Below are 20,392 nucleotides of genomic sequence, written 5' to 3'. Positions count from 1 at the left end.
GGCGCCGCTTCAGCGGCGACCTGTGGTTGCCGGCGGGCGGGGCAGGGAAGCCAGACGCTGCTGGCGCGCCTCCTGCAGTTTCTGCTTGGCCGGGCAATAGCCACGCACACCGCGGAACACGGTGACGGCGCCTACGGCCAGATGCGCCCAGCCCAGTGGTCCCGGACGGCGCAGCCCCTTGCCGATCAGCAGCAGACCGCCGCCGATGGACAGCCACTTCTCGGTTGAGGTGACATTGTGGGTAGGTGGTTTGACCAGATCACGCATGGCGCGGTACATGGTTGTTGCCTCCCTCAGTTGCTGCGGCGCAGGACGGAAATCAGCTCCTGCTTGCGCATGGTCGAGCGGCCGCGGATGTTCTGCGCCCGGGCTTTCTTCATCAGCTGCTCCTTGGTCTGGTCAGCCAGGGATGCCGAGCGCGATCCGCTCTGGCGGGTCGCTGCGGCCTGCCTGGCCGAATCGCTGCGGTCGGCAGACTTGGCCTGTGACGACTTCTTCTGCCCGGAGCCGCCGCTGCGGTTGCCCCCTCCGGACTGCTTGTTGACCGTGGCCCAGGCGCGGGCTTCCGCCTCCTTGCCGGATACGCCCTTGCGCTCGTAGCTTTTCTCGATGTGTTCGGCCTTGCGTTTCTGCTTGTCGGTGTACTTGTCTTTATCGCCCTGTGGCATGGCGGTGTCTCCTCTGGAGGTCAGGGGCGGAGAATGACCTTGCGGCAGTTCTGTTCCTTGCGGTCGAACATGCGGTAACCGTCGGCGGCCTGCTCCAGTGACATGCGATGACTGATGATCACGTCCGGGTGCAGTTCGCCGCGTACTATGTGTTCCAGCAGTGTCGGCAGCAGCGGGTGTACATGGGTCTGACCCATCTTGAAGGTCAGCCCCTTGTCGAAGGCGTCTCCGAACAGGAATCCGTGGATGAAGCCGGCGTATACCCCGGGCACGCTGACCGTGCCGCCTCGGCGTACGACGGCTATGCACTGACGCAGGGCCTTGCCGATGCTGCCTTCGAGCTTGAGGTTCTTGAGGACGGTTTCGGTGGTGCTGCCCTTGGCCTCGAAACCCACAGCGTCGATGGCCGCATCAACGCCGCGGTAACCCGGGGTCTGCTCGATGATTGCGTGGGCCGGGTCGTCGTACTGGTTGAAATTGATCGGTATGACCCCGTAGGTACGGGCGGCGAACTCCAGGCGGTGCTCGTCGTCATCGACCATGTAGATATCCTCGGCCCCCAGCAGACGTGCACAGGCGGCGGACATCAGCCCCACCGGGCCGGCGCCGAAGATGGCCAGCGAGCTGCCCGGCCGTACGCCGGCGTTGACCACCGCCTGATAACCGGTAGGCAGGATATCGGTCATGAACAACACCTTTTCGTCATCCAGCTCCTGGGGAAAACGGAAGGGGCCCGCATTGGCCTTCGGCACCCGCACATACTCCGCCTGCCCGCCAGGGACGCCGCCATACAGGTGGCTGTAGCCGAACAGGGCAGCCCCGGAGGGGATCTGCTTCTTGTTCAGAATCGCGCCTCGTCCGGGGTTGGTGGTCTCGCAGGCGGCGTGCAGGTCCATGTTGCAGAAGAAGCAGCTGCCGCAGGCGATCACGAAGGGCACTATGACCCGCTCGCCCTTGCTCACAGCGGTTACGCCCCTGCCGGTTGCCACCACTTCGCCGAGGAATTCGTGGCCGAAGATGTCACCCTCCTTCACCTGCGGAATGGAACCGCGATACAGGTGCAGGTCGGAGCCGCAGATGGCCGTGGAGGTGACCCGCAGAATGATGTCGTCATCCTCCAGAATGGTCGGATCCGGTACCGTTTCGACGCGGACATCATGACTGCCGTGGTAAGTAAGTGCGCGCATGCGTTACTCCTCTGGCTGGATCAGGGCTGGTAGTTGTGTCCCGGCTCGGAGTCCGGATGCAGGATGGGGGTGATGCGGATATCGCTGATGCGACCGCCAGCATTCACAGCCGGGTGGGCTTCGATATGCGCCCGGGCCTGCTCGGGGGTGAGGTCGTCACCTGTGCTGTTGACCTCGATGGTGGTGGGCTGATCATCAACGATGAAACTGACGAGAAAGCGTTTTTCGTGCATGGGCGTAGCTCCCGGACAGTGCCCTCCCTGGCCGGTGGTCATATCTGATCTGACCATCGATACGTGGGTCGGGGTTCATTGTTTTTTCCGTTGTCTGCGCCGGCAGGCTGCGGCGGGCCTGAACTTTTGCCCAGCGGGCCGGGTCATCCGTAGACAAGGGCCTGGGCCCTGTTCCGTCATCGTCTGGGAGGTCTGTCATGGCACGGGCAATCTGGAAGGGCGCCATCAGCTTCGGACAGGTGCATATTCCCGTTTCACTGGTTTCGGCGACCACCAGCAGCGGCATCGATTTCGACTGGCTGGATGAGCGCAGCATGGACCCGGTGGGGTACAAGCGCATCAACAAGACCACCGGCAAGGAGGTGGCGCCCGAGCATATCGTCAAGGGTATCGCCTACGAAAAAGGGCGCTACGTCATCATCAGTGAGGAGGAGATCAAGGCGGCCCTGCCCAAGGCGACGCAGACCATCGATATCTTCGCCTTCCTCGACAGCGCGGACATTCCGCTGCTGAACATCTACAAGCCCTATTTCCTGAGCCCGGACCGGCGGGGCGAGAAGGTTTACGCGCTGCTGCGCGAGACCCTGATCAGCACCGGCAAGGTGGCCCTGGCCCATGTGGTGGTGCGCACCAAGCAGAGTCTGGCTGCTCTGATGCCGCTGGAGGATGCACTGGCGCTGATCATGCTGCGCTGGCCCTCCGAAGTGCGCGGCGTGGACTATCTGGATCTGAAGGACGAGGTGCGCAAGCCGGAACTGACCAAGAAGGAACTCGACATGGCCAAGCGCCTGGTCGAGGACATGGCCACTGGCTGGGAACCGGGGGATTACCACAACAATTTCGAGGAGCAGATCATGGCTCTGGTCGACCAGAAGGCCGAGGCGGGCGAGATCGAGGCGGTGGAGACCGAAGAGGCGGACGAAGAACGCCAGACCGCGGACGTGGTCGATCTTACCGAGCTGCTCAAGCGCAGTCTGGGTGGCAAGGCCAAAGGCAAGAGTGGCGGCAGCAGCAAAGGTGGCAAGCGGGCCAAGGCCTGATAACGCCGCTGCGTCGCACCCCCGTTATCGAGTGAACTGACCATGCCCAGACCTCTTACCGAGTACAACCGCAAGCGGGACTTCAAGAAAACCCGGGAACCACCGGGACAGTCTGCCCGGCACCGCGGTGCGCCCGATACTGCCCTGAGTTTCGTCATCCAGAAGCATGCCGCCCGCAATCTGCATTACGACTTTCGCCTGGAGCTGGATGGCGCTCTGGTCAGCTGGGCGGTGCCCAAGGGGCCCAGCCTGGATCCCGCAGACAAGCGCCTGGCAGTACACGTCGAGGATCACCCCCTGAGCTATGGCAACTTCGAGGGCAGCATACCCGAGGGGCAGTATGGCGGCGGTGATGTCATCGTCTGGGATCGCGGCATCTGGCAGCCCCATGGGGATCCGGCAAAGGCCTACCGCGACGGCAAGCTCAAGTTCACCCTGGTCGGCGAGAAACTGGCCGGGGACTGGACACTGGTGCGCACCCGCCTGCGTGGCAGCGGCGACAAGGAGCAGTGGCTGCTGATCAAGGAGCGGGACGGGGAAGCCCGCCCGGCGGGGGAGTACGATGTCCTGGCCGAGCGGCCGGAAAGTGTACTGTCCGAGACCCTGATCGACGCCTCCGGCAAGCGGGTGGCCAGCGGCCCGGCCACTCCCCGCAAGGCGGCTGCGCCGGCAAAGCCGACAGGCAAGGGTGCTGCCACCGGCAGAAAATCGCCCAGCGACAAGGGGGCGAGCAAGCGCAGGAAACCCAGTGGCAAGACAGCGTTCCCGCAGACCCTGTCGCCCCAGCTCGCCACCCTGGCCAGCCAGCCTCCCGAGGGCAACTGGCTGTATGAAATCAAGTTCGATGGCTACCGGCTGATGATTCGTTTCGACGCCCGGGGCAAGGTCACCCTGTTCACCCGTAACGGTCACGACTGGAGCCACCGGCTGGCGGCACAGTGCAAGGCACTGGCCAGCCTCAGACTGAAGAACACCTGGCTGGATGGCGAACTGGTGGTACTCAACGAGGATGGCATGCCGGACTTCCAGGCGCTGCAGAATGCCTTCGACGCCAGCCACACCGGCGACATGTTGCTGTATCTGTTCGACATGCCCTTTCTCAGCGGCGAGGACCTGCGTCAGCAACCGCTGGAAGCTCGGCGACAGACGCTGGAGCAACTGCTGGCAGCCCACGAACATCCCCTGCTGCGCTTTTCGGAGACCTTCGAGGCCGACTATCACTCGATCTTCCGCAGCGCCTGCGCCATGTCGCTGGAGGGTCTGATCGGCAAGCGCGCCGGCAGCCCCTATGTGTCGCGGCGCAGCGCCGACTGGATCAAGCTCAAATGCAAGCAGCGGCAGGAATTCGTGATCATCGGCTTCACCGAGCCCAAGGGCAGCCGCAGCGGCTTCGGCTCATTGCTGCTGGGTGTCCATGACGGGGAGAAGGGCGAGCTGCGTTACGCCGGTCGCGTGGGCACCGGTTTCAGTCAGGCAAAGATCACCGAGCTGCATGCCCAGCTGAAGAAGCTGAGCCGCACCAGCCAGCCGGTGGGCGGCAAGATCCCCGATGCCCGGACCGCCACCTGGGTGAAGCCACAGCTGGTGTGCGAGGTCGAGTTTGCCGAGTGGACCGGCAGCGGTGTCATACGCCAGCCGGCCTTCATCGCGCTGCGCAGCGACAAGCCCGCCGAGGAGATAGTACGCGAGGAGCCGATGTCCGCCGAACAGGTGGAGAAGGTCATGGGCCGCCGGCTGCTGTCGGGCAAGGTGGCCGGGGTGAAGATCAGCAATGCACAACGGGTCATCGATGAGCAGAGCGGTTTCACCAAGGGCGAGCTGGCCGAGTTCTACGCCAGCATCTGTGAATGGATCATGCCCCATCTGAGCGGCCGTCCGGTGTCTCTGTTGCGTGCACCGGATGGGGTGGGCGGCCAGCAGTTCTTCCAGAAGCACGCTGAGAAGCTGGCGATACCGCACATCCGGCATCTGGACCCCGACCATCAGCCCTACATGGAGGTGAACAATATCCGTGCTCTGGTCGGTGCGGTGCAGATGGGGACTATCGAGTTCCACAGCTGGGGGGCGCGCAGTACCAATCTGGATCAGCCCGACCGCATCACCCTGGACCTTGATCCGGATCCCCGGCTGCCGTGGAAAAGCATGTTGGAAGCGACCGAGCTGGTACTGGCCGTACTTGACGAACTGGAGCTGCAGAGCTGGTTGAAGACCAGTGGTGGCAAGGGCATCCACATCATAGTCCCGATAGCCCGGCATACCGACTGGGAACAGGCAAAGGCATTCAGCCGGGCGATCTCCTCGTTCATGGCGCGGCAGTTGCCGGACCGCTTCACCGACAAGATGGGCCCGCGCAACAGGGTCGGCAAGATATTTATCGATTACCTGCGCAATCAGCACGGCGCCAGTACCGTGGCGGCTTATTCGGTGCGGGCGCGCCCGGGTTTGCCGGTGTCGGTCCCCGTATCCCGGGAAGAGTTGTCAGGGCTGCGCGGTGCCGACCAGTGGCACGTGGGCAATCTGGCCCAGCGGCTTGCGGCGCTGGACGAGGATCCGTGGAAGGACTATCACCATCGCCAGCGCATCCGCAAGGAACACTGGCGCCAGCTGAATGCAAAAGCCCCCTGACGGAGCAGGGGGCCTGGGACGCAAGACTATGCGCTGTGCTCAGTTGGAAGCGGTCTTGCCGGTCACCCGGCGCCGCTCCCAGAGGCTGGCTGCACGGGTCTTGTACAGACGGCCATTGGTGTAAGTCGGCAATGTCGAGACATCAATGGTACCGATGACTTCCCGAGTGGGTGCCTGTCCCTTCGCCAGCATCAGATCCAGCCGAACCCTGCGAATCAACTGATCCACATTTTTCTGATCCCGGGGAAGCACGCGCCGAAGCTCCTTGCCATCGGCGGACTTCACCACCAGTACACAACTGCCGTCCGGGCGAGGGGCTGCTGAAATCTTGCAATCAGGCAAGGCAGCATGCCATCTGGCCAGATTGGTAAGCATCGTTTCCTCCTGTTCGTTCAGTTGAAGTCTGAATCTAGTACACGGTTATCGCTTTGCCAGATATCGGTTCGAATCACCGATGAAAGGGGGTTATCCGGAGCCATCTGATATTGCGGTGATGTGCCCGGGAGCCAAATTAGTGGCCCAATGGAATAAGGCATTTTCTCCCTGCCTTTCCCCTTCTGTTTCTTGCTGCTGGGTGCACTTGTCCGGTGTAGGCAAGATTGCGCTCCGTTCCGAATAACACGCTGAATTACCGACTTTTTAGCGATACGAGAGTTCCGGGAACCTTTTTTCGCGGGTGTTATATGGCAAGCGCGAGCCAATAAGAATTGGGTCTATAAAGGCCTTGAACGAACAATTGCCCTGTCTGCCTATTGCTATGAGTGCCGATGTCGGACTCATAACCACCGTTTCGAGCTGCTCGAGAACTTCGACCATCTCTACCGCTACGCCGCAATGCTGGGCCGGCTCGAAGCCAGGGATGCGAACAACATCCTGCAGGGCGGCACCGATCTGGTGCCCGGTCGTCCGACCTCCGAGCAGCACCACCGCGCACTGGAGATCGATCCCATGGCAAGCGAGATGACAAGCGAGGCAGGTCATGACTGACAAGCAGACACCCCCGGCTCAGCATCAGGAGAAACGTCCTGGATCTGAGCGGCGCATGGACCCGCAACCGGTATTCATCACTGAGCAGTGCCGCGGTGTGGGGATGAGCCTCAGCGAGCGCGGCATCCGCGTCAACGGTGGAACCGTGGTCAATGGCTGAACGGGCATCGGTTGAGCAGGCGCTTGCCTCGCCCAGGATTGCCATCGAAGCGGTTACACCTGCAGTGGAGGAAGGCCGCTTTGCCGCCAAGGCATTGATCGGCCGGCCCGTGGCCCTGTCCGCGGTGCTGATCTGCGATGGCCACCGCAAGCTGGGCGCCGAGGTGCTATGGCGCATGACTGCGGACGAGGAATGGCAGGCGCTGCCCATGGTGCACCTGGGCAACGACCACTGGCAGGTGGAGCTGACCCCCGAACACCTGGGCATGCTGCATTTTCGCATCCAGGCCTGGGTTGATGACTGGGCCAGCTATCGCGACGAACTGGAGAAGAAGCATCAGGCCGGCGTGCCGGTGGAGCTGGAGCTGCAGGAGGGTGAGCGCCTGATCCATGAGGGTCTGGCCCAGGCCGCGCCCGAGCATATCGACATGCTCGAAGAGCTGCTGGTGGCCCTTGCCGAGCCGGGTACCACGGCGCGGCGGGTGGAACGCCTGCTGGCGCCGCAGACCGAAGACATCATGCGGCTCAGCGGCACGCGCCCGCATCTGACTCGCTCGGGTTGCTACCGGTTGGATATCGAGCGCCGACGCGCTGAGTTTGCCAGCTGGTATGAGCTGTTTCCCCGCTCGGAGAGCGGTGATCCGGACCGCCATGGCACTTTCGCCGATGTCATCAGACGGCTGCCGGACATCGCCCGCATGGGTTTCGATGTGCTGTATTTCCCGCCGATTCATCCGATAGGCCTGACCCACCGCAAGGGACCGAACAACAGCCTGCAGGCCGGCCCGGACGACCCCGGCAGTCCCTACGCCATCGGCAGCGACGAGGGCGGTCACGACGCCATCCACCCCCTGCTGGGTGATCTGGCGGACTTCCACCGGCTGGTGGCAGCCGCCCGCGAGCATCACCTCGAGATCGCCCTGGATTTTGCCATCCAGTGCTCCCCCGATCATCCCTGGCTGCGCGATCATCCCGGCTGGTTCAACTGGCGGCCGGACGGCAGTATCCGCTACGCGGAAAACCCACCGAAAAAGTACGAAGACATCGTCAACGTGGAGTTTTACAACGAGGACGCCATGCCCGATCTTTGGCTGGCCCTGCGTGATGTGGTGCTGTTCTGGGTGGAGCAGGGCGTATCCCAGTTCCGGGTGGACAATCCGCATACCAAGCCCCTGCCATTCTGGGAGTGGCTGATCGCCGAGGTGCGCGGTCGCCACCCAGAGGTGATCTTCCTGTCCGAGGCCTTTACCCGCCCGGCGATGATGGCCCGGCTGGGCAAGGTCGGCTTCAGCCAGAGCTATACCTATTTCACCTGGCGCAATACCAAGGCCGAGCTGCAGGAATACTTCACCGAGCTGAACCAGTCACCCTGGCGCGAATGCTACCGCCCCAACTTCTTCGTCAACACCCCGGATATCAACCCGCGCTTTCTGCACCACAGCGGCCGGGCCGGTTTTCTGATCCGCGCGGCACTGGCCACCATGGGCTCAGGGCTGTGGGGCATGTATTCGGGCTTCGAGTTGTGCGAAAGCCAGCCGCTGGCGGGCAAGGAGGAGTATCTGGATTCGGAGAAATACCAGCTGCGCCCGCGCAACTGGCACGCCCCGGGCAACATCGTGGCCGAGATCGCCCGGCTCAACCGTATCCGCCGGGACAATCCGGCTCTGCAGACCCATCTCGGTTTCCAGGCCTACCACGCCTGGAATGACAACATCCTGTACTTCGGCAAGCGCACCGAGGACCTGTCCAATTTCATTCTGGTGGCGGTAAGTCTCGATCCCTTCAACGCCCAGGAGTGCCATTTCGAGTTGCCGCTCTGGGAGTTCGGGTTGCCCGACGAGGCGGTCACCCAGGGGGAGGATCTGATGAACGGCCATACCTGGCAGTGGTACGGCAAGACCCAGTGGATGCGTATCGAGCCCTGGCATCTGCCGTTCGGAATATGGCGTATACGGCCCATGGCCTGAGGGGAGAGCAATGGCGCGCAAGAACCGGGCTCCGGTATTTCTTCATGACCCGTGCTGGTACAAGGACGCGGTCATCTATCAGCTGCACGTCAAATCCTTCTTCGATGCCAACAATGATGGCATCGGCGACTTCGCCGGACTTATCGAGAAACTCGACTACCTGGTGGATCTGGGCGTCAACACCCTGTGGCTGCTGCCCTTCTATCCATCACCGCGGCGCGACGACGGTTACGACATTGCAGACTATCGCGGTGTGCACCCCGATTACGGCAACATGGCGGACGTGCGCCGCTTCATCCGCGAAGCCCATCGTCGCGGGCTGCGGGTCATCACCGAGCTGGTGATCAACCATACCTCGGACCAGCATCCCTGGTTCCAGCGCGCCCGTCAGGCACCCAGGGGATCCTGGGAGCGGGATTTCTACGTCTGGTCGGATACCGATCAGAAGTACCAGGGCACGCGGATCATCTTTCTGGATACCGAACAGTCCAACTGGACCTGGGACCCGGTTGCCGGGCAGTTCTTCTGGCACAGGTTCTACTCGCACCAGCCGGATCTGAATTTCGACAATCCCCGGGTACTCAAGGCGGTGCTCTCGGTAATGCGCTTCTGGCTGGACATGGGCGTGGACGGCATGCGGCTGGACGCCATTCCCTACCTGATCGAGCGCGACGGCACCAACAACGAGAATCTGTCGGAAACCCACGTGGTGCTGAAGAAGATCCGCGCCGAGCTGGACAGGCTGTATCCGGACCGCATGCTGCTGGCCGAGGCCAATCAATGGCCGGAGGACACCCAGCCCTATTTCGGCGGGGAGGATGGCGGCCCGGGTGATGAGTGTCACATGGCCTTTCACTTCCCGCTGATGCCCCGCATGTACATGGCCATCGCCCAGGAAGACCGCTTCCCGATCACCGATATCCTGCGCCAGACCCCGGCGATTCCCGACAACTGCCAATGGGCGATTTTCCTGCGCAACCATGACGAGCTGACCCTGGAGATGGTTACCGAGCAGGAGCGCGACTACCTGTGGAACTACTATGCGGCCGACCGTCGGGCGCGCATCAACCTGGGTATCCGCCGCCGCCTGGCGCCGCTGGTGGAGCGTGATCGACGGCGCATCGAGCTGCTCAACAGTCTGCTGCTGTCGATGCCGGGTACCCCGACCCTGTACTACGGCGACGAGATCGGCATGGGCGACAATATCTTTCTCGGCGACCGGGACGGCGTACGTACACCCATGCAGTGGTCGGTCGACCGCAATGGCGGCTTCTCCCGGGCGGACCCGGCGAGCATGGTGTTGCCACCGATCATGGACCCCCTGTACGGCTATCACACGGTCAATGTCGAGGCGCAGATCCGCGACCCGCACTCCCTGCTGAACTGGACGCGGCGGATGCTCAGCGTGCGCAAGCAGCACCAGGCCTTCGGTCGGGGAACGCTGAAGATGCTGGCGCCGGCCAATCGCCGGATTCTCGCCTATCTGCGCGAATACACCACCACCGAGGGTAACCGGGAAATCATACTCTGCGTGGCCAACCTGTCCCGCTCGGCCCAGGCCACGGAGCTGGATCTGTCGGCCTGGGCCGGCAAGGTGCCGGTGGAGATGCTCGGGGGCAGCAGCTTTCCGCCGATAGGTCAGCTGCATTATCTGCTGACCCTGCCGCCCTACGGCTTCTACTGGTTCGTGCTGGCCGATGAAAGTCAGATGCCGGCGTGGCACGTGGAGCCGGTGCAGCAGATGCCCGAGCTGGCGACCCTGGTGATCAAGCGCGATCTGTCGGAGCTGCTCAACCCGGCCTGCCGTCAGGTCCTGGAGCAGGAATCCCTGCCCCAGTGGCTGACCAAGCGGCGCTGGTTCGCCGGTCACGCCGATGACGGAGTGCGCCTGTTGTACGCCGTCCCCTTCTGCGCTGACCCCGCGCCCTGCGTGCTCTGTGAGCTGGAGGCAGGGGACAGCCACTACCAGCTGCCGCTGGGGTATCTGTCGATGGAGGAAGCGGACCAGAACGCCGGCCAGGCAGCGGCTGCCTTCGCCGTGGCGCGACTGCGTCGGGGCCCGCGGTTGGGGCTGTTGACCGACGCGGCAACCCTCGCCGGATTCACCCGGCAGGTGTTGGCCGCCATGGGCCAGGGGCAGGTGCTGGGTACCGGCTCGCAGCAGATTGCCTTCCTGCCAGCCCCAGACCTCGACTCTGAGGATCTGGCGGAGGAAGAGATCCAGGCTCTGACCGCCGAGCAATCCAATACCTCGGTGCTGATCGGCGAGCGCATGATGCTCAAGATCATCCGCAAGGTCATGCCGGGTGTGCACCCGGAAACCGAAATGGGCCGTTTCCTGACCCGGCGGCAGTTCCCCGCCATAGCGCCTCTGCTCGGCGAAGTGCGACGCACTGCCGCCGATGGCGAGCAGTACACCCTGATGATTCTGCAGGGGTACGTTGCCAGCCGTGGTGATGCCTGGCAATGGACCCGGGACACCTTGGAGCGGGCGGTGCGGGACGAGTTGGTGGGTGGCCTCTCCGAACAGGAAAACCAGTTCACCGCTCTGGCCGAACTGGAGGCCTTTGCCGCCGTTCTCGGGCAGCGTCTGGGGCAGATGCATCAGCTGCTGGCCGACCCCGAGGGGGGGCAGGACTTCGGTTTCCTGCGTTCGGGCCCGGATAACTGTCGAGCCAGCGGTGAGCACATCAACGCCCAATTGCAGGCGGCGCTGGATACCCTGGCCGAGCATGTCGGCCACCTGTCGGAGCTGGCGGGGCAGCAGATCAGCTGGCTGCTGGAGCATCGTCAGGGACTGGGCGACAAGGTGCAGCGTCTGGCACAACACGTCGAAGGTGCCATCCGTATCCGCGTGCATGGAGACCTGCATCTGGGACAGGTGCTGGTGCTGCCCGGTGATGTCTGCTTCATCGACTTCGAGGGCGAGCCAGCGCGGCCATTGGAGCAGCGGCGTCAGCGCCACAGTCCGTACAAGGACGTCAGCGGATTGCTGCGCTCCTTCGATTATGCGGCAGCCACAGCCCTGCGCAGCCTCCATGGCACCGAGCAGTCGGAGGCGGCTCAGCAGGCCAGGGCGGTCATCAGTGAAAGATACCGGGAACAATCGGTGCAGGCGTTTCTCAAAGCCTACCGGGAGGCCGCATCCGGTCTGCCCCATCTCTGGCAGCAGGACGATGGAGAACAGGCAGCGCTGGCGCTGTTCAGTATCGAGAAGGCCGCCTACGAGATTGCGTACGAAGCCAGCTACCGCCCGGAGTGGCTGGATGTGCCCCTGGCTGGGCTGGTAGAGCTGTGCAAACCCCTCATGGAGAATGACGATGGATAACGGCAAGGCGGTCGAAGAACGGATGGACGCAGCCCAGGTGCAGGCGCTTATCCGCGCCGAGCACGGTGACCCCTTCGCGTTTCTCGGACCCCACCAGCAGGGGGACAGGATCCTGGTGCGGACCTGGCAGCCCGGTGCTCTGGAGGTGGAGCTGCTCAATGGCCAGGGAGACTCCCTGGGCTTCATGCAGGAGCAGGTACCGGGGCTGTTCATCGGTCAGTTGCCCGAGCGTCAGCCCTATCGGCTGCGCATCAACTGGAGTGGCGGCAGTCAGGAAACCGAGGATCCCTACGCCTTCGGTCCGCAGCTGGGGGAGCTGGACATTCATCTGTTTGCCGAAGGCAACCACCGTCAGCTGGGACGCTGTTTCGGCGCACAACCCTGGCAGGTGGATGGCGTGAGCGGCGTGCGCTTCGTGGTCTGGGCGCCGAATGCCCGCCGGGTCTCCGTGGTGGGCAACTTCAACAGCTGGGATGGCCGCCGCCATCCCATGCGGCTGCACCCGGCGGCCGGTGTCTGGGAGATCTTCATTCCCCGGCTGGCTGCCGGCGAGGTCTACAAATACGAGATTCTGGGAGCCGATGGGCTGCTGCCCCTGAAGGCCGACCCCCTGGCACTGATGACCGAACATCCGCCGGCCACGGGCTCCGTGGTGGCGCCGCCCCTGGCATTCGACTGGCGGGACGAGCAGTGGCTGAGCCAGCGCCGGGAACGCCAGGGCAGGGATCAGCCGCTGTCCATCTACGAGGTACATGCCGGCTCCTGGCGCCATACCGACAGCGGCGAGCCCCTGGACTGGATCCAGTTGGCTGAGCAGCTGATTCCCTATGTGCAGGACATGGGCTTCACCCATATCGAGCTGCTGCCGGTGATGGAGCACCCCTTCGGCGGCTCCTGGGGTTATCAGCCCCTGTCGCAGTTCGCCCCCAGTGCCCGTTACGGGACGCCGGAGCAGTTCGCCGCCTTCGTTGATGCCTGCCACCGGGCCGGCATCGGGGTGATTCTGGACTGGGTACCGGCGCATTTTCCCGGTGATGCCCACGGGCTGGGCATGTTCGATGGCACCGCCCTGTATGAATACGCCCACCCCTTCGAGGGCTGGCATCCGGATTGGGATACCCATATCTACAACCTGGGCCGGACCGAAGTGCACGGCTTCATGATCGCCTCGGCCCTGCACTGGCTGCGCGAGTACCACATCGACGGCCTGCGGGTGGATGCGGTGGCTTCCATGCTCTACCGCGACTATTCGCGCAAGAGCGGCGAGTGGATACCCAATCGCCACGGTGGTCGCGAGAATCTCGAGGCCATCGATTTCCTGCGCCATCTCAACGACGTGGTGGCCGAAGAGGTGCCGGGCGCGCTGGTGATCGCCGAGGAGTCCACCGCCTGGCCGGGGGTCAGCCACCCGACCCGGGAAGGCGGACTGGGTTTCTCCGGCAAGTGGAACATGGGCTGGATGCACGACACCCTCAAGTACATCAGCGAGGATCCGCTGCACCGGCGCCATCATCATCAGCAGATCACCTTCGGGTTGCTGTATGCCTTTACCGAGCACTTCATCTTGCCCATCTCCCATGACGAGGTGGTGCACGGCAAGGGCTCGCTGCTGGGCAAGATGCCGGGGGATCGCTGGCAGCAGTTCGCCAATCTGCGGCTGTACCTGTCGTTCATGTGGAGCCATCCGGGCAAGAAGCTGCTGTTCATGGGATGCGAGTTCGGCCAATGGCGGGAATGGGGACACGACCGCCAGCTCGACTGGTATCTCTTGCAGTATGAAGAGCATGGCGGCGTGCAGAGCCTGCTGCGGGATCTCAACCGAGCCTACCGCGAGCAGCCGGCACTGCATCAGCGGGACGACCGGGAGGATGGCTTCCAGTGGCTGATCGGTGACGACAGCACCAACAGCGTCTACGCCTGGCTGCGCCGCGGCGAGCAGGGACAGATGCTGCTGGTGGTGCACAATTTCACCCCCGTGGTGCGGCACGGCTACCGCGTTGGCGTGCCCGAAGCCGGCCCCTGGCAGGTACTGCTCAACAGCGATGCCGAGCGGTATTGCGGCTCAGGCGCAGGCAGCTGTGGCGAGCTGCACACCCAGCCCCAGCAGAGTCATGGTCAGCCCCAGTCCCTGGAGCTGGACCTGCCGCCGCTGGGCACGCTGATCCTCATGCCCGCACGCGGCCCTTGATGCCGCGGTTCGCCGGCGCCGCCGCTTCGCACCCGGGGCGGGTGCTCCTACAGAATGAATCTTCACGCGAGCGTTGCGAAGGTGTTGCCGGGTTGCGTCGGCGCCATGGGGATGGCCTGCATTCGCACCCGAGACGGGTGCTCCTGCAAAAGGGGCTGGCGTCGGCTGCCGTAGGAGCACCCGCCCCGGGTGCGAACAGGGGCGTTCCCGGGAGGGACGAGCACCAGCTCGTCCGCGGAGTAACGGGGTGTAGCGCGCCTGCGCTACGCCTGCAGGAACCTGGTACAGCTGGGGCATTGTCGTCGAGCGGGCGCTCGACAACCCGCCTCCTTTATCGCGCTGGCTCGTGGGCGCGTTGGCGCTAACGGGATGGCCTGTATTCGCACCCGAGACGGGTGCTCCTACAAAGGGGGGCTGGCGTCGGCTGTCGTAGGAGCACCCGCCCCGGGTGCGAAGGGGCTTTCCCGGGAGGGACGACCAGCTCGTCCGTGGAGGAGCGGGGTCTAGCGCCCCGGCGCTCGACAATCCGCCTGCGCTGGCTCCTGCTGCTCCCGGGGTTCGGTGTGGGCTTCGGTGTTGCTCTCGCGCATGGCCTTGGCGCGTTTTTCCATGATCAGGTAGGTGACCAGGGCGATGCTCAGTGGCAGCAGGTAATAGAGCGCGCGATAGGCAATGAGGGCGGCGATCACTCCCCCCTTGGGTACCTCCTGGAGCAGGGCGAGGAAGATGGTTTCCAGCACGCCGAGCCCGGCAGGGATATGGGCGACGGCACCGGCGATGCTGCTGATCAGCAGTATGCCCAGCACCGTGGGATAGGCCACGTCCTCGGGTAGCAGCAGCCACATCAGGCTGGCCATCAGCAGCCAGTTGAAGGCGCCGAGCAGCGCCTGGAAAAGCGCCAGCCGCCAGCCGGGCAGCTCTATGGTATGACGCCGGACATGCCACTTGCGCTTGCGCGAGAAAGCGCAGGCGGCCAGATAGCACAGCGCAACGATGACCATGACCACGCCGATCAGCCGCAGGCCGTTGCTGCCGATTTCCCAGCTCGCGGGCAGGGGGACCACGCCGAGCGCGAAGATGATTCCGCCCAGCCACAGGTAACCGAGCCAGTTGGTAATGACACTGAGACTGAATACCTTGGTGATGGTGGGCACATCCAGACCGAGCCGGGAATACAGGCGAAAACGCAGGGCGATGCCGCCCACCAGGGCGTTGAGGTTGAGGTTGAAGGCGTAGCAGACGAACACCAGGGGCAGCACCTGGCGTACCGGCAGCGTATGACCAGTGTAATGCCGGCCCAGCAGGTCATAGCAGCTGTAATTGAGATAGCTGGCAAGGGCCAGCACAGCACCAAGGCCCAGCACCCACAGCGGATAGCCGCGCAGCGACTCGCCCACTTCCTGCCAGTCGGTGTCACGCAACTGCAGATACAGCAGGATGGGTATGGCGATCAGCAACGCCAGGGTCAGAACAGGCTTGGCCCAGCGCTGCAGCCGCTGGAACAGCGGCGCCGAGGCCGCCGAGCCGCTCACAGTGCTTTCTCCTGCTGCTCAAGGGCAGGAATGCCGCTCGGCTCTTCCGGTTCCTCCTCGGGGACCAGCGGCTCCAGCCGCGGAGTATGCGCCGGCAGGCTGCCGGCGATAGCCGGGAAGTGGCGCAGGAAGTGAAAGCTGAGGAAGGTCAGCGGTGCGCGCCACCAGAGCCCGCGGGCGGCCTTGTTCTCGGTGATCTGGCTGCAGTGCTTGCGTGACAGGGCCATCAGGTGGTCGTGGAGCTGCTGGTTGAGTTTCGGATCGCGGATGAACAGGTTGGCTTCCAGGTTCAGCGCCAGACTCAGCGGGTCGAGGTTGCTGGAACCGACGGTTACCCACTCACTGTCCATCAGTGCGACCTTGCCATGCAGGGGGCGTTCGCAGTACTCGTGGATCACCACACCACCCCGCAGCAGGTAGGTGTAGAGGAAGGTGGAGCAGTTGCGCACCCAGGGCATGTCCGGTTCGCCCTGGAGTACCAGCGTTACCTGCACACCCCGCCGCGCAGCATTGCGCAGCTCGCGCAGCATCCGGTAGCCGGGGAAGAAGTAGGCGTTGGCCACCACCAGCCGGTAGTTGGCCGAGCGGATCGCCCGCAGGTAGTGGTCCTCGATGTCCGAGGTGTGATGGCGGTTGTCGCGCAGTGCCAGCATCACCCGCGAGCTGCCGGCAAAGCGCTGGCTGTGCCGGTTCTCCGGGCGCAGGGGCAGTGGCGGTTCCTTGCGCGCATGACGGAACAGGTTGAGGCTGGCATGGCGGATATCCATGACGATGGGCCCGCAGACCTCGACCGCGTAGTCCTGTTTGGCCCCGGGGCCGTAGTCGCCCAGATGCACGGCGGTGAAGTTGATGCCACCAACGTAGGCGACTTCGCTGTCGACCACCACTATCTTGCGATGCAGGCGGCGGAACAGGTTGGTACGCATGCCGAAGCGCCGGGGCTGGGGGTCGAAGACATGTACCCGGACACCGGCATCGCGCAGGGCGGCGAGGTACTCGTTGCTCAGGTCCACTGTCCCGTAGCCATCGACTATGACCTCGACATGGGCGCCGTTGCGCGCGGCGCAGATCAGCGCCTGTTGCAGTTCCAGGCCCACCTTGTCCTCAAGCACGATGAAGGTTTCCAGCAGAACTTCCTGCCGTGCCTGGCGAATGCGTTCGAACGCCCGCGGGAAGAACTCCTCCCCATTGATCAGCAGATCGACAGAATTGCCTTCACGCCATATGTGTTTCATTGGAAGCGTACCTCGACAGCGAGAGGCGCATGGTCCGACAGGTGGGACCAGGGGCGCCGGTAGAGAGTCCTGGGTTCGTGGATGTCCAGATTGCGTACATAGATTCGGTCGAGGCGCAGCAGCGGGAAGCGTGCAGGAAAACTCCTGGCCGGCGCGCCGTGGGCCTCGACGAATACCTCCTTGAGCTCGCAGCCGGCGAGCTGGGCATCGGCCCGCTGACGCCAGTCGTTGAAATCGCCTGCGACTATCACCGGCTCATCGGCGGGCAACTGGTCGAGCAGGCGGCACAGCAGCCGCAGCTGCTCGCGCCGATGCCCCTCGCGCAGACCCAGGTGCACACAGATCGCATGCAGATCCAGCTGGCCGGGCACATCCAGAATGGTGTGCAGCAGGCCGCGTTCTTCGGTACCGGTTATGGACACGTCGAGATTCTCGTAATGCAGTATCGGGAATTTGGACAGCAGCGCGTTGCCGTGGTGCCCGTCCGGGTACACGGCGTTGCGGCCATAGGCGAAATCCGGCCACATGGTGTCGGCGAGAAACTCGTAGTGCGGGGCGTCCGGCCAGTTGTCATAGCGTTCGCCATGGCGATGATGGGTACCCAGTACTTCCTGCAGGAAGACCACATCCGATGACAGGGTGCGCACCGCATCTCGCAGTTCCGGCAGGATGAAACGCCGGTTGAGAAAGCTGAAGCCCTTGTGGGTATTGATGGTCAGTACCCGTACCGCATCCACCGTGGGAGCGGTATTGGTCAGGTGGCGTTCGGGGGATTGGTGAGAGGTCACTGAAACTCCTCGCGCAGCCGCTTCCACTCAGCGTTTCGGTGCCGCAGGCGAGGGCGGATCACTGGCAGGGAAACTTGCCTCGAGGGCTTCGTCCAGCCGTTTGTCGGCTTCTTCGGCCTTGTCGATTTCTTCGGCTGTCTTGCGAGCCGGGTCAGTCTTTTCTTCCCCGGGGCGGGTGTTGCCAACGCTGTTGAATACCACTGCTTTCATGCCATACCCTCCAGAATCATGGCGCTGGGGGCAACAGGCCCTCAGCGTCTGTTATGAATTCCGACTGGAGGCTCGCGGCTTGGTTCAGCTTTTTCACGCTCCAGCCGCAACAGCAGGACAGAGCGCCCGGTCAGCAGAAGCTCGCTTTCAAAGGCATGCTGCTCGCCGTCGCGCAGTTCCGGCCGATTGGTGTCCAGCAGGCACAGCCAGTGGCTGCCGCCGGTAACCTGGGGCAGGCAGAAGCTGACCACGTCGTGGTGCGCATTGAGCAGCAGCAGGGTGGTGTCGTCGCTGCGTCGGCGGATCCCGGAGGACTGGGCGCGTCCGTCCAGCAGCATGCCCAGACAGCGGGCATGCGGGTCATCCCACTGTTCGTCGCTCATGGGATCGCCGGAGGGGGAAAGCCAGGTGACGTCGTTGACGTCCAGCTCCTCGTTGTACTCGCCGACCAGGAACCGGCCACGGCGCAAGATCGGGTACTGGTGGCGCAGGCTGATCAGATAGCGGGTGAACTCCAGCAGTTCACGGCCGTCGTCGTCCAGGTTCCAGTCGATCCAGCCGATTTCGTTGTCCTGACAGTAGACGTTGTTGTTGCCCTGCTGGGTGCGGGCGAACTCGTCGCCGGCCAGCAGCATGGGCGTACCCTGGGACAGGAACAGGGTGGACAGCAGGTTGCGCATCTGGCGCATGCGCAGGCCATTGATCTCGGGATCATCGGTCGGCCCCTCGCATCCGTGATTCCAGGACAGGTTGTGGTCGCTGCCATCCTGGTTGTTCTCGCCATTGGCCTCGTTGTGCTTGTGGTCGTAACTCATCACGTCGCGCAGGGTGAAACCGTCATGGGCGGTGATGAAGTTGACCGAGGAGTAGGGACGCCGGCCGCGCTGATTGAAATGATCGCCCGAGGCGGTGAGCCGGCTGGCCAGGTCGGCAATCTTGCCCTCCTCACCCATCCAGAAGGCCCGCGCGGTATCCCGAAAACGGTCGTTCCATTCCGCCCAGCCCGGCGGAAAACCGCCCACCTGGTAGCCCCCGGGACCGCAGTCCCAGGGCTCGGCAATGAGCTTGCACTGGCTGAGTACCGGGTCCTGGCGGCAGGCCACCAGAAAGCCGTGGCGCTCATCGTAGCCATGGGCATGACGGGCCAGGATGGTCGCCAGATCGAAACGGAAGCCGTCCACCTGCATTTCCGTTGCCCAGTAGCGCAGGGAGTCGGTGACCATCTGCAGCACACAGGGATGGCTGAGATCCAGGGTGTTACCGGTGCCCGAATCGTTGATGTAGTAGCGTCGCTCCTCGGGCATCAGCCGGTAGTAGGTGGCGTTGTCGATACCGCGCATGGACAGGGTCGGCCCCAGCTCGTTGCCTTCGGCGGTGTGGTTGTAGACCACATCGAGGATCACTTCCAGCCCGGCGTCATGCAGATGAGCGACCATCTCCTTGAATTCGCTGATGTTTTCCGTGGCCAGATAGGCAGGGTGGGGGGCAAAGAAGCCGATGCTGTTGTAGCCCCAGTAGTTGCTCAGGTCCTTGTCCAGCAGGTGCTGGTCATTGACAAAGGCATGGATCGGCAGCAGCTCGACGCTGGTGACGCCGAGGGAGCGGATATGCCTTAGCACCTCGGGGTGCATGAGACCGGCGAAGGTTCCGCGGATGGATTCGGGAACCTCGGGATGGCGCATGGTCAGTCCGCGTACATGGGCCTCGTAGATCATGGTGCGATCCCAGTGGGTCTGCGGCCGGGGATGACGCCCCCAGGTGAACGCCGGATCTATGACCCGGGCCTTGGGCACGAAGGGCGCACTGTCGCGCTCGTCGAAGCTCAGGTCCGCGTCAGGCGAGCCTATGGTGTAGCCGAACAGGGCCTCGGACCATTGCAGCTGGCCGACCAGCTGCTTGGCGTAGGGGTCGATCAGCAGCTTGTTCGGGTTGAAACGGTGGCCGGCATCCGGCTCGTAGGGCCCGTAGACCCGATAGCCGTAGATCATGCCCGGGTGGGCATCGGGCAGGTATCCATGCCAGATCTCGTTGGTATATTCCGGCAGTTCGATGCGCTCCAGTTCGCGCTTGCCCTGGCTGTCGAACAGGCAAAGTTCGACCTTGGTGGCATGCGCGGAGAACAGCGCAAAATTCACCCCCAGGCCATCCCAGGTGGCGCCCAGGGGAAAGGGCTGGCCTTCGGCAATACGCGAGCGATGCTGGGCTGTGCGGCCCTGGTTGCTACCCTTGCTGGCATTCATGGTGG

17 protein-coding genes are annotated in these 20,392 nt (G+C 63.6%); 7 read left to right on the top strand and 10 right to left on the bottom strand.

Annotated features, from left to right (window positions below):
• Nucleotides 1–9: 9 nt before the first annotated feature.
• Genes BM046_RS06095 through BM046_RS06080 form a run of 4 tightly spaced genes read right to left on the bottom strand, consistent with a single transcriptional unit; the run spans nucleotide 10 to nucleotide 2,088 of the window.
• Nucleotides 10–279: a YgaP-like transmembrane domain gene (locus BM046_RS06095; RefSeq protein ID WP_090538034.1), complete on the bottom strand. Its 270-nt coding sequence runs from the start codon at nucleotides 277–279 to the stop codon at nucleotides 10–12.
• A gap of 14 nt (nucleotides 280–293) precedes the next feature.
• Nucleotides 294–668 (bottom strand): Rho termination factor N-terminal domain-containing protein, encoded by a 375-nt coding sequence (locus tag BM046_RS06090; RefSeq protein WP_090538032.1) that lies wholly within the window; start codon nucleotides 666–668, stop codon nucleotides 294–296.
• Nucleotides 669–688: 20 nt separating this feature from the next.
• Nucleotides 689–1,855, bottom strand: coding sequence for a zinc-dependent alcohol dehydrogenase (locus tag BM046_RS06085; protein WP_090538030.1), 1,167 nt, complete (start codon nucleotides 1,853–1,855; stop codon nucleotides 689–691).
• A 20-nt stretch (nucleotides 1,856–1,875) separates the two neighbouring features.
• Nucleotides 1,876–2,088 carry a hypothetical protein gene (locus BM046_RS06080; RefSeq protein WP_090538028.1) on the bottom strand — a complete coding sequence of 71 codons (213 nt, stop codon included), beginning with the start codon at nucleotides 2,086–2,088 and terminating at the stop codon, nucleotides 1,876–1,878.
• 197 nt (nucleotides 2,089–2,285) lie between these two features.
• Between BM046_RS06080 and ku the strand changes: the two genes are divergently transcribed.
• Nucleotides 2,286–3,128, top strand: a complete 843-nt coding sequence (gene ku / locus BM046_RS06075; protein ID WP_090538026.1) for a non-homologous end joining protein Ku — start codon at nucleotides 2,286–2,288, stop codon at nucleotides 3,126–3,128.
• A gap of 42 nt (nucleotides 3,129–3,170) precedes the next feature.
• Nucleotides 3,171–5,753, top strand: a complete 2,583-nt coding sequence (ligD, locus tag BM046_RS06070) for a DNA ligase D (RefSeq protein ID WP_090538024.1) — start codon at nucleotides 3,171–3,173, stop codon at nucleotides 5,751–5,753.
• Between the two features lie 39 nt (nucleotides 5,754–5,792).
• Here ligD and BM046_RS06065 read toward each other — a convergent pair whose 3' ends face one another.
• Nucleotides 5,793–6,128, bottom strand: coding sequence for a DUF3509 domain-containing protein (locus tag BM046_RS06065; RefSeq protein ID WP_090538022.1), 336 nt, complete (start codon nucleotides 6,126–6,128; stop codon nucleotides 5,793–5,795).
• Nucleotides 6,129–6,587: 459 nt separating this feature from the next.
• Here BM046_RS06065 and BM046_RS16220 point away from each other — a divergent pair, with 459 nt between their 5' ends.
• The 5 genes from BM046_RS16220 to glgB are packed head-to-tail and all read left to right on the top strand — an operon-like array spanning nucleotide 6,588 to nucleotide 14,382.
• Nucleotides 6,588–6,740 (top strand): hypothetical protein, encoded by a 153-nt coding sequence (locus BM046_RS16220; protein ID WP_177197802.1) that lies wholly within the window; start codon nucleotides 6,588–6,590, stop codon nucleotides 6,738–6,740.
• Nucleotides 6,733–6,900 (top strand): hypothetical protein, encoded by a 168-nt coding sequence (locus BM046_RS16215; RefSeq protein ID WP_177197801.1) that lies wholly within the window; start codon nucleotides 6,733–6,735, stop codon nucleotides 6,898–6,900. Before BM046_RS16220 ends, BM046_RS16215 begins: the two co-directional genes overlap by 8 nt.
• Nucleotides 6,893–8,866, top strand: coding sequence for an alpha-1,4-glucan--maltose-1-phosphate maltosyltransferase (locus BM046_RS06060; RefSeq protein ID WP_090538020.1), 1,974 nt, complete (start codon nucleotides 6,893–6,895; stop codon nucleotides 8,864–8,866). The genes BM046_RS16215 and BM046_RS06060 overlap by 8 nt, the downstream gene beginning before the upstream one ends.
• A gap of 10 nt (nucleotides 8,867–8,876) precedes the next feature.
• Nucleotides 8,877–12,194: a maltose alpha-D-glucosyltransferase gene (treS, locus tag BM046_RS06055; RefSeq protein WP_090538018.1), complete on the top strand. Its 3,318-nt coding sequence runs from the start codon at nucleotides 8,877–8,879 to the stop codon at nucleotides 12,192–12,194.
• Nucleotides 12,187–14,382, top strand: coding sequence for a 1,4-alpha-glucan branching protein GlgB (glgB, locus tag BM046_RS06050; protein WP_235818578.1), 2,196 nt, complete (start codon nucleotides 12,187–12,189; stop codon nucleotides 14,380–14,382). Before treS ends, glgB begins: the two co-directional genes overlap by 8 nt.
• 503 nt (nucleotides 14,383–14,885) lie before the next feature.
• Here glgB and BM046_RS06045 read toward each other — a convergent pair.
• From BM046_RS06045 to glgX, 5 genes are read right to left on the bottom strand one after another with little or no spacing between them, the layout of a single operon-like run.
• Nucleotides 14,886–15,914, bottom strand: a complete 1,029-nt coding sequence (locus BM046_RS06045; RefSeq protein ID WP_235818577.1) for a lysylphosphatidylglycerol synthase domain-containing protein — start codon at nucleotides 15,912–15,914, stop codon at nucleotides 14,886–14,888.
• The gene (gene clsB, locus BM046_RS06040; protein WP_090538016.1) at nucleotides 15,911–17,149 is read right to left on the bottom strand and encodes a cardiolipin synthase ClsB; all 1,239 of its coding nucleotides are present in this window, start codon (nucleotides 17,147–17,149) and stop codon (nucleotides 15,911–15,913) included. The genes BM046_RS06045 and clsB overlap by 4 nt, the downstream gene beginning before the upstream one ends.
• Nucleotides 17,146–17,937 (bottom strand): endonuclease/exonuclease/phosphatase family protein, encoded by a 792-nt coding sequence (locus BM046_RS06035; RefSeq protein WP_407920434.1) that lies wholly within the window; start codon nucleotides 17,935–17,937, stop codon nucleotides 17,146–17,148. Before BM046_RS06035 ends, clsB begins: the two co-directional genes overlap by 4 nt.
• 27 nt (nucleotides 17,938–17,964) lie before the next feature.
• Complete coding sequence (locus BM046_RS06030) at nucleotides 17,965–18,147, bottom strand: hypothetical protein (RefSeq protein ID WP_090538014.1); 183 nt, start codon at nucleotides 18,145–18,147, stop codon at nucleotides 17,965–17,967.
• Nucleotides 18,148–18,188: 41 nt separating this feature from the next.
• Nucleotides 18,189–20,387, bottom strand: a complete 2,199-nt coding sequence (gene glgX / locus BM046_RS06025) for a glycogen debranching protein GlgX (protein ID WP_090538012.1) — start codon at nucleotides 20,385–20,387, stop codon at nucleotides 18,189–18,191.
• Nucleotides 20,388–20,392: the final 5 nt, after the last annotated feature.

It is taken from the genome of Halopseudomonas formosensis (assembly GCF_900115905.1).
Taxonomy (GTDB): domain Bacteria; phylum Pseudomonadota; class Gammaproteobacteria; order Pseudomonadales; family Pseudomonadaceae; genus Halopseudomonas; species Halopseudomonas formosensis.
Note: the sequence above shows the minus strand (reverse complement) of the source record. Positions and strands in the feature narration are given on the sequence as shown.

Excerpts from the sequence above, each read along its gene's own strand:
- BM046_RS06095 (WP_090538034.1), bottom strand. The coding sequence starts at position 279 with ATGTACCGCGCCATGCGTGATCTGGTCAAACCACCTACCCACAATGTC.
- BM046_RS06090 (WP_090538032.1), bottom strand. The coding sequence starts at position 668 with ATGCCACAGGGCGATAAAGACAAGTACACCGACAAGCAGAAACGCAAG.
- BM046_RS06085 (WP_090538030.1), bottom strand. The coding sequence starts at position 1,855 with ATGCGCGCACTTACTTACCACGGCAGTCATGATGTCCGCGTCGAAACG.
- BM046_RS06080 (WP_090538028.1), bottom strand. The coding sequence starts at position 2,088 with ATGCACGAAAAACGCTTTCTCGTCAGTTTCATCGTTGATGATCAGCCC.
- ku (WP_090538026.1), top strand. The coding sequence starts at position 2,286 with ATGGCACGGGCAATCTGGAAGGGCGCCATCAGCTTCGGACAGGTGCAT.
- ligD (WP_090538024.1), top strand. The coding sequence starts at position 3,171 with ATGCCCAGACCTCTTACCGAGTACAACCGCAAGCGGGACTTCAAGAAA.
- BM046_RS06065 (WP_090538022.1), bottom strand. The coding sequence starts at position 6,128 with ATGCTTACCAATCTGGCCAGATGGCATGCTGCCTTGCCTGATTGCAAG.
- BM046_RS16220 (WP_177197802.1), top strand. The coding sequence starts at position 6,588 with ATGCTGGGCCGGCTCGAAGCCAGGGATGCGAACAACATCCTGCAGGGC.
- BM046_RS16215 (WP_177197801.1), top strand. The coding sequence starts at position 6,733 with ATGACTGACAAGCAGACACCCCCGGCTCAGCATCAGGAGAAACGTCCT.
- BM046_RS06060 (WP_090538020.1), top strand. The coding sequence starts at position 6,893 with ATGGCTGAACGGGCATCGGTTGAGCAGGCGCTTGCCTCGCCCAGGATT.
- treS (WP_090538018.1), top strand. The coding sequence starts at position 8,877 with ATGGCGCGCAAGAACCGGGCTCCGGTATTTCTTCATGACCCGTGCTGG.
- glgB (WP_235818578.1), top strand. The coding sequence starts at position 12,187 with ATGGATAACGGCAAGGCGGTCGAAGAACGGATGGACGCAGCCCAGGTG.
- clsB (WP_090538016.1), bottom strand. The coding sequence starts at position 17,149 with ATGAAACACATATGGCGTGAAGGCAATTCTGTCGATCTGCTGATCAAT.
- BM046_RS06030 (WP_090538014.1), bottom strand. The coding sequence starts at position 18,147 with ATGAAAGCAGTGGTATTCAACAGCGTTGGCAACACCCGCCCCGGGGAA.
- glgX (WP_090538012.1), bottom strand. The coding sequence starts at position 20,387 with ATGAATGCCAGCAAGGGTAGCAACCAGGGCCGCACAGCCCAGCATCGC.